Source organism: Lacticaseibacillus manihotivorans DSM 13343 = JCM 12514, from assembly GCF_001435035.1.
GTDB classification, from domain to species: domain Bacteria; phylum Bacillota; class Bacilli; order Lactobacillales; family Lactobacillaceae; genus Lacticaseibacillus; species Lacticaseibacillus manihotivorans.
In genome coordinates this window covers 1-8,463 of the sequence record NZ_AZEU01000155.1, presented here as the reverse complement: position 1 = coordinate 8,463, position 8,463 = coordinate 1, and the positions used below count along the sequence as shown (strand labels likewise).

Annotated in this window: 8 protein-coding genes; 5 read left to right on the top strand and 3 right to left on the bottom strand. The window is 49.7% G+C overall.

What is annotated here, in order from left to right; translation table 11 throughout:
• Positions 1-127 precede the first annotated feature (127 nt).
• The 5 genes from FD01_RS09145 (at position 128) to hflX (ending at position 5,263) form a co-directional block, all read left to right on the top strand.
• Positions 128-922, top strand: a complete 795-nt coding sequence (locus FD01_RS09145; protein WP_056963851.1) for an ABC transporter ATP-binding protein — start codon at positions 128-130, stop codon at positions 920-922.
• Positions 922-1,899 (top strand): FecCD family ABC transporter permease, encoded by a 978-nt coding sequence (locus FD01_RS09140; RefSeq protein ID WP_054718877.1) that lies wholly within the window; start codon positions 922-924, stop codon positions 1,897-1,899. The genes FD01_RS09145 and FD01_RS09140 overlap by 1 nt, the downstream gene beginning before the upstream one ends.
• Positions 1,896-2,882: a FecCD family ABC transporter permease gene (locus FD01_RS09135; protein WP_056963849.1), complete on the top strand. Its 987-nt coding sequence runs from the start codon at positions 1,896-1,898 to the stop codon at positions 2,880-2,882. Before FD01_RS09140 ends, FD01_RS09135 begins: the two co-directional genes overlap by 4 nt.
• A 5-nt stretch (positions 2,883-2,887) precedes the next feature.
• On the top strand, positions 2,888-3,805 hold the full coding sequence (locus FD01_RS09130) for an ABC transporter substrate-binding protein (RefSeq protein ID WP_056963847.1): 918 nt from the start codon (positions 2,888-2,890) through the stop codon (positions 3,803-3,805).
• A gap of 183 nt (positions 3,806-3,988) precedes the next feature.
• Positions 3,989-5,263: a GTPase HflX gene (gene hflX / locus FD01_RS09125; protein WP_056963846.1), complete on the top strand. Its 1,275-nt coding sequence runs from the start codon at positions 3,989-3,991 to the stop codon at positions 5,261-5,263.
• 49 nt (positions 5,264-5,312) lie between these two features.
• On the opposite strand, the gene FD01_RS09120 is transcribed toward hflX, so the two are convergent.
• Genes FD01_RS09120 through FD01_RS09110 form a run of 3 tightly spaced genes read right to left on the bottom strand, consistent with a single transcriptional unit; the run spans position 5,313 to position 8,317 of the window.
• Positions 5,313-6,371 carry a class C sortase gene (locus FD01_RS09120; protein WP_054718885.1) on the bottom strand — a complete coding sequence of 353 codons (1,059 nt, stop codon included), beginning with the start codon at positions 6,369-6,371 and terminating at the stop codon, positions 5,313-5,315.
• 39 nt (positions 6,372-6,410) lie between these two features.
• Positions 6,411-6,974 carry an LPXTG cell wall anchor domain-containing protein gene (locus FD01_RS09115; protein WP_056963844.1) on the bottom strand — a complete coding sequence of 188 codons (564 nt, stop codon included), beginning with the start codon at positions 6,972-6,974 and terminating at the stop codon, positions 6,411-6,413.
• On the bottom strand, positions 6,971-8,317 hold the full coding sequence (locus FD01_RS09110) for an LPXTG cell wall anchor domain-containing protein (protein ID WP_056963842.1): 1,347 nt from the start codon (positions 8,315-8,317) through the stop codon (positions 6,971-6,973). The genes FD01_RS09115 and FD01_RS09110 overlap by 4 nt, the downstream gene beginning before the upstream one ends.
• Positions 8,318-8,463: the final 146 nt, after the last annotated feature.

Here is an 8,463-nt window from a genome sequence, read left to right as displayed (position 1 = left end):
TCCCGTGTGAATCGTGGGATTTCGCTGCTTTTTTGAAATTCTATGAATAATCCAGGTTCTTGTTAGTTTCTTTGAATCCTGCTATGCTTGTCACACTAAGTTGTAATCGGTCCCATCAGGAGGCACCATGGCAGACATTATCACTGGCACACATTTGACCATCGGCTATGACCAGCGCATCATTTTGCGTGATCAAGCCTTGCATATTCCAGCAGGCCTTATCACCGGATTGATCGGCCCTAACGGTAGCGGTAAGTCCACCTTGCTCAAGGCCATCGCCCAAATCAATCCACTGAAAGCTGGCGACTTACAAGTGCTCGGCCAGCCTTTGTCTGCCTATTCAAGCAAGCAACTCGCCACCAAACTGGCTTATTTGGCGCAAAGTCCGCAAGTACCAGGGGATCTCACGGTGGCCACTTTGGTGAAACTTGGTCGCTACGCCTATCATTCCGGGATGTTTGGCGCTGATCCTGATGAAAAGGCGCAGGTGCAAGCGGCGATGATCCAAGCTAAAGTCGCCGACCTTGCCGATCGCCCATTGAACAGCTTATCTGGTGGGCAAAAGCAGCGCGCGATGATCGCGATGACTTTGGCGCAAAATGCTCAGATCTTGTTGTTGGATGAGCCGGCCACATATCTGGATCTCACTCATCAACTCTCCGTGTTGAATCTGATGCAATGCCTCAATCAGGATATGGGCAAAACCGTCGTCGTGGTATTACATGACTTAAATCAAGCGGCACGCTATTGTGATCATTTGATCTGCGTGCATGATGGTCAACTAGTGGCCACAGGCACCCCTAAGCAAGTGTTAACGGATACGTTGTTAGCTGATGTGTTTGGCGTCAGCGCCGAGTTAGTCACCCCGAGTGGCTGTGATTATCCGCAACTATTGAACACGCAAACTTTGGAGGACGCCTGATGAAACGAAGTGGTTTGTGGCGTTTAAATGTTGTGTTGCTTCTATTGTTAGGTCTGCTGGCAATGCTTTCGACTGCCGCCGGGGTGAAATGGTATGGGCCACTCAGTTGGTTTTCCGCGTCTCACCTCACCCAACAGATCCTATTGACCATTCGGCTGCCGCGCACCTTAGCCGCCATCCTAGTTGGTGGAATGCTCGCGTTATCCGGTCAACTGATGCAAAACGTCTCACACAACCCGATCGCTGATCCGTCGATTTTAGGCGTGAATGCTGGTGCGATGTTGGCGTTGATGATCGGCGGCTTGATGGGACTTAATCTCAACATTTTCAATTCCTTGTGGTTGAGCATCCTTGGCGCAGGCTTAGCTTTCGTCGTTGTTTTAGGGTTAGCGATGCGCCGGCGCGGATTAGATGTGCTCCGGTTTATCTTAGGTGGGACTGTGGTGTCGAGTTTGATCACGTGCATCGCTTATGCCATTGGGATCTTGACCAATCAAACCGCGCAGTATCGCAACTTGTTAGTTGGCGGGTTTGCGAATGTCACCATGCCACAAGTCCATGCGTTGCTCGTCGTGATGGTGATTTTAGTGATCGGCGTTGCCTGTTTTCATAAAGAGTTGTCGCTGTTGATTTTAGACGACAGCACTGCCCGTGGGTTAGGCGTGCGGCCTGCACGTACCCGCTTACTGGCGAGTGTATTAGTCGTTTTAAGTGCGGCAATGGCAGTCGCAGTTGGCGGCAATATCGGCTTTGTCGGCTTAGGCGTGCCCCAGCTCGTGAGCTTCTGGCATCCGGACCGATTGGAACGCAACGTTTTACCAACGATGTTACTCGGCGCCAGCTTTATGTTAACCGTCGATATCCTTGCCAAAACGCTCAACCGCCCGAATGAATTGCCACTTTCTGCATTAAGTGCGATTTGTGGCGGGATCTTTTTGATGGTGATGTTGAATCACAAAAAGGTGGTGGTGGCATGAAGACCTTCACGCGCTACCTGATTGTAATCGCGCTGGCGCTATTGGCCACCTTCGCTTGTTTAATGTTTGGTGACATTCACTTATCGCTCAGCCAAGTGCTCAACGCATTATTCGGCCTTGGGGATCACGTTTCGACTTTAGTGATTTGGCAAATGCGCCTGCCTTATGTGTTTGCGGCATTGATCTGCGGCAGTGCCTTGGCAGTCAGCGGGTTGTTGTTGCAACAACTCACGCAAAATCCATTAGTCGATTCTTCAATTTTAGGCGTGAACGCCGGAGCCAGCTTAGGCGCGGTATTATTGATCGCGTTAAGTGCGCGCTATAAAGCTTTATCCGTCCAAACTTGGTTACCCTTGGCGGCGATCCTTGGCGCAGGTTGTGCCTTAGTGTTGGTCCAACAAACCAACGCCCAACACGACCGCTTGCGCTTGTTATTGCGCGGGGTTGCGTTGACAGCCTTGCTCAATGGCGTGATTTTAATGTTACAGCTCAATATGAATTCGTTTGATTTTGAACGCGTGTTGACCTGGTTGACTGGAAGCTTTTGGAATGTGGATGGTAAGTTTCTGGCAGGCTATGGATTAGCGGCAGTGGTGTTGTTGCTTTTGGTTTGGTGGTTCCGCGCTGATTTTAACATGTTGAACCTTGGTGATGACATGGCCCAAGCTGCTGGCGTGAATATTAATCGCACCAAACGACTATTAATGAGCTTGGCAATTGCGTTAGCCGCAGTTGCAGTCGCAGTCGGTGGGGCAATTGCCTTGATCGGGTTGATGAGTCCCAACATTGCCAAGCGGTTAGTCGGCAGCCAATTCACCACCCGCTTTGCGATGTCGATACTGGTTGGCTGCACCTTGATGCTTGCCAGCAATACTGTGGCCAATAATTTATTTTTACCCGCGACCTTACCCGTCGGCTTAGTCGTGGCGGTGATCACCATGCCATACTTTTTAATGTTACTGTTTCAAAAATCGGAGGTTTGACTATCATGAAGAAACGCAGCTTTCTCATCGCTTTACTCAGCTTATTCGTGCTCGCCGGTTGTGCCAAAACGCAGACGACAAGTTCACAATCCATGCGCACCGTCACCACCACCGCTGGCAAAACCAAGATCCCGGCCCATCCCAAGCGCGTGGTATCGACGGTTTACACCGATCAATTGATCAGCTTAGGCGTCAACGTGGTCGGCTCCACACAAATGGACCTCGCCAATCCCTGGTTGTCCAAAACGCAAACCAAAGGCATCAAAAACTTGGGCAATACGATGAATCAAGAAGCGATCCTCAAACTGAACCCAGATCTCATCGTGACATCTAATGAAGCCGACGTCAAAAAACTCAAGTCGATCGCACCGGTGCTGTACATTCCTTATGGCTCCACTGGCGACGTTTATCAATCCTTGACCAAATTCGGGCAATTGTTCAACCGTCAAGCTCAAGCGAAAAAAGTCACCACCGATTTAAAGCAAACCGCCAAAACGGCGACGACGAATTTGAAAGCCAACGGCATCGACCCGGCCAACACCACCGTTTCCTTCTTTGACATCCAAGCCAACAAGTTATACGTCGACGGTTCGACATGGGGGCGCGGCAGCTCAGCGATTGTGACTGCCATGGGCTTTCAACTTACTAAAGCCGCGCAAAAAGTGGAATCAGGCACTGGCTACAAGCAGATTTCAACTGAAGCCTCTCCGACTTACGCTGGGGATTGGCTATTTTTCTCCAACACCTCCGGCTCCAAACAATCGATCAGCGATTTGAACGCCAATGCGGTATGGCAATCCTTGCCTGCTGTGAAAGCCAAGCATGTCATCGAATTGCCATTTGACAAAATGTATTACTATGATCCGATCGCAGTGAAAGGCCAAATCAAGTTAGTCACTGAGACGATGCTGTCACAAAAATAATTGTTTGTGGGCAAGTGCGGGTGAACATGTTACACTGAAGTTAACTTATGACGAAGGGAGCGAGCCATCATGCGTTTGAAAAAGTTCGCTACAATTTAATTCACTCACACGCAGGCTCGCACCAACCTTAAACGGTAGCCCGCGCTACCGTTTTTGTGTGTTTGCGGGCATTAAGGAGTCAATGTGCAAGAAAACATTTTACAACCGGAAAAAGTATTAGTTACCGGGATCTCTCGCGGCCGCGAAGATTTTGACTATACCATGACCGAATTGGTCGAACTCGCCAAAGCCAACAATTATGACGTGGTCGGCGAATTACGTCAAAACCTCGACCGCTCCACTGCCGCCTTTTACTTCGGTAGTGGGAAAGTTGAAGAAATTCGCGAATTAGCCGATGCTTACGACGCCACCACGGTATTGGTCAACGACGAACTTTCGCCTTCGCAATTGCGGAATTTGGAGCGCGAAACCAAGCACCACATCGTCGATCGCACCCAGTTGATCTTAGAAATCTTCGCCAACCGCGCCCAATCCAAAACTGCTAAAATGCAAGTCGAAATTGCCCAACTGCAATACGCCTTGCCACGCCTGCACCCTAGTGCCAACAAGCTGGATCAGCAAGGTGGCGGTGGGGTCGCCAACCGCGGGGCTGGTGAAACCAAGCTGGAAATGGACAAGCGAGTTTTGAACAAACGCATCGCGCGCTTGCGTCGGGAACTCAAAGACGCTGACGTAGGCGAAGAAGTCCGCCGCGCCAAGCGCACCGACAAAGAATTGCCAACGGTTGCCTTAGTCGGTTATACCAACGCCGGCAAGTCCACCACCATGAACGGCCTGCTGGAAAAGTTCGCTGATCATCCTGAAACCAAGCAAGTGTTTGAAAAAGACATGTTATTTGCCACCTTGGATACTTCCGTGCGCCAAATCACGTTGCCGAACAACCGCAAGTTCTTGCTTTCAGATACCGTCGGCTTTGTGTCCAAGCTGCCGCATACGTTAGTCGATGCCTTTAAAGCCACGTTAGCTGAAGCGGCCAGTGCGGACTTGTTGATCCAAGTGGTCGATTATGCCGATCCGCATTACCCAGACATGATGCAAGTCACCGAAAAAACGTTGGACTCCATCGGCATTCACGACATCCCGATGATCGTGGCTTACAACAAAGCCGATCTCAAAGCTGGCACCGTATTCCCTGAAGTCAACGGCGATGACTTGATTTACTCTGCTCGCGATGCCGCCAGCTTGGACAAGCTCACTGAATTGATTCAAAGCCACTTGTTTGCACAAGATGTTACCAACCAATACTTGATTCCTTTTGATAAAGGGCAAGTGGTGGATTTCATCAATCGCGAAACCAGTGTGGAAAACACCGACTACACGGAAAACGGGACCTTGATCACCACCACGGTCAACCCGATCCAAGCCGGCCAACTGCGCGACTATTTAGTCGAAGCATAAAAAATTAAATCAGGTTAGCTCGCTTAAATTTGCGAACTAACCTGATTTTTTATTTCAGCGTAAATTGTTCATCGCGCAAATGTTTGACGAAAGCTTTCAATTTCAAGTTCGGTCCTGCGACATGATATTTGCCACCTGGCAGCATTTCATCGATTTGACCTTGAGCGTCGGCGATGAACACCCGCTTCTTCCCAAAGTGCCCATTGCGCACGGTAATTGGCGAGTTCGGTTCAGTCGTCAGCTTCAATTGATAATCTTGGCGCGACACCATCAGCAAGCGCGCAACATGGCAGAACAACCATACAAACGCCAACGCTGCGGCGACCCAAAGCCATGGCAACAAGCGATTGAACCACTCGTCAAATTGTTGTTTTGCTTCATCTTGTTTTGTATAAGGCACGCGAATGCCGGTCACCAACAAGCGGTGTGAGTTGATCATATAAGGCGTACAAGTCATCAAGGTCACCAAGTCCTTGCCAGGCACAGCTTTCAAGGCGTGCACATCAGTGGGTAAAATCGTTTTTTTCGCGATCACTTTGTACGCCAGTTTGTGATCGCCAACGGTCAGATAAAATTTATCGCCATGCTTCAGCTGGGGCAAATGGGTAAACAGTGTGGCATTGGGCACCCCGCGATGGGCAGAGATAATCGGCCGATTGCCCTTGCCGCCGACTGGAAAGCCTGATCCATTCAACCGACACGCCCCGAATTGGAGTAACCAGTCCGAGGTGTTGGCAAACACTGGCAAATCTACGCCAATTTTGGGAATGGAAAGTTTGGCGATGGTGTCGGCGGCGAGCTTTTTGTCATCGCGCTTCACTTTGAGTTGGCGCGAATCGGATACTGCTGCGTCAAATTGCGAAAGTCCGAGCTGTTCCCCACTTTGTTGAAAGGTCTGGTTGGCGGCGACAATTTTGTCATATTCGGCCTTGAGACTTTGTTCTTGCGCGGTGGTTTCGCGATGCGCATACCGCTTCAACAAAGATTGGTTTTGTTGCGTCACCCAAGCATTGCTGACAAACGGATAAGCGACGATCACCGCGCCTGCCAACAAGCCTAATAATAGTAGCACATCGATCACGCCTAACAGCGGCCGCTTTTTGCCCATGATTTCCTCCAAAAAAAGCCGACACGAGGCCGACTTTGATTAATGCACCCGTTGACGCCATCCTACCACACTTGCCAAAAGCAGTGCCACTATTCCTAACATCCCCAAGCCATTCACTGCTTCACCGGTCGCAGGCAATTTCGGATGACTTGGGTTGTGGTGATGCGGTTTGTGCGGCTGGTCCGGAATCGGCGTGGTGATCAATTCTTTCGGCCAAATGTCTAAAGTCGACGCTTTGGCTGGCATCACGATCACGACGCTTTGGCCGTTTTTCGCTTCAAGATAGTAAACTGCGCGACGGTTATTTTGTTTAGCTTGCAGGTCAAAATATGCGGTCAAGTCAGCATCTGCTTGCACTTGTTGGATCAAGTGTTTGTCTGCTGGCGGGTTTTGCACAAATTGATCTTGGCGCGCCATGGTTTGTTCGATAGTGTGCGGGGCTTTGGTGTACCAAGCTTCAGTCACGTCATAAATCGTCACGGTTTCATATGGTTCTGCCAAATGCATCGAGGTGTTGCTGGCGTGCACTGGGTGAGTCGGCATAATGAAGGCGATGAAAAGGCCTGCAAGCAGACTTAACCAAATAAAATTGCGTTTGATCATCTGACTTCACCTGCTTTCTTTATCCGCGCGACGATCAACCAACCTGCCAAGGCCAACAACATGGTGCCGATCAACAAGGCAATGGCACGCTGCCAACCTCCGGTGTGGGGGAGGATGGCTTTTTCGTTGACGACGGTGATTGATTGGTCAGTATCGCCCGTTTTAAAAGTCAGATCAACAATTCTTCCTTTTCCTTGATACTCCGGTGAAATCTGATAACCTGCTGGGGCTTTAGTTTCCTTGAGATAATACTGACCGGTGTATAAGTTCTGCCAAGTCGCCTCTCCATGCTCATCAGTCGTCACGGTACGGGCATTGCCACCATTCACTGGCGTCAGGGTAAATTCAGCGCCAGAAAGTGCTTTGCCATGGGGGTCAGTTTTATGCACCGTATAAGCACCGGGTATCCCTTCCACCGTGGCACCGGCACCAGAAACTGGTACCGTCACTTCCGTCGCCGTTTGCCCGTCCTTTTTTTGATCGGCAACGATTTTGACATTATTGACCACATTGCCAGAGGCCCCGATCAAAGCGGAATGATAGGTGATCACATACGCTTGGTTGAGCTCATGCTTAAAGCGAATGGTGGTGATCGTTTTACCGGTTTCACCATCCGTTTGTGAGTCGAGGGCGTAATCTGTCCCTTTGACCAAAGGATGGGCTTTATCTGGCGTGGCTGCGCCATCATTATAATTATGCGCATCCATCACCAAGGGATAAATGGTCAATGAATCCAAGTCGACGCTTTGATTGGCACTCGCAACGTCTGTCACCACCACGTTCGTCAGCGTGGCCAAGGCCATGTTGACTTTGACTTCCCAATCGACTTGGTTCCCGTTAGTCGCTGACTCAGAGCCGGTTTTGCCGATGATTTCACCAGAATGATCGGGATAAATTGTTGCCCCATTCGTTTTGTCGTTAACATCACCATGATGGTAGAAGGCAGTATCTTGGTAGGGAATTGCCGCCAGCGGATCGACCCGCTTGGTTCGCACCACCACTAAATACGTCTGATCAGTAGCATCTGGCAAGTGGACCGTCAATTGTTTCGAATTACGATCAAAGTCGTACTTAAAGTCAGTAATTGGCGTATCTTCTTTCCACTTATCATCGTCCCCTTTATGCGTGGCATATAACTGGACGCTTTTAAAACTTTGATCATCATCGATCGTATCAGTGACAGTCGCACCGTTGATCTGCTTTTGGTCTTGGTTCACCACAATATCCCAACGCAGATTATTATCAGTGGCCTCCCAGATCCCCTTTTTTTCAGGGGTGGTGGTTTTATCATCGGGTGGATCAGGATGCCAATCCACATGGGTATCAATATCTGGTCCCGTCACCGTATTCGTCCAAGTGGTTTCACTGCCTGCCGTCGCATCATACGAAACTGTATAAGTTAATTGAAAATGATCCGTCGTTTGCGCGTAATCATCCCGCGTTTTACAATCAAGTTAGCCACTATCGTTAGCACTCAGACAAAATAAAA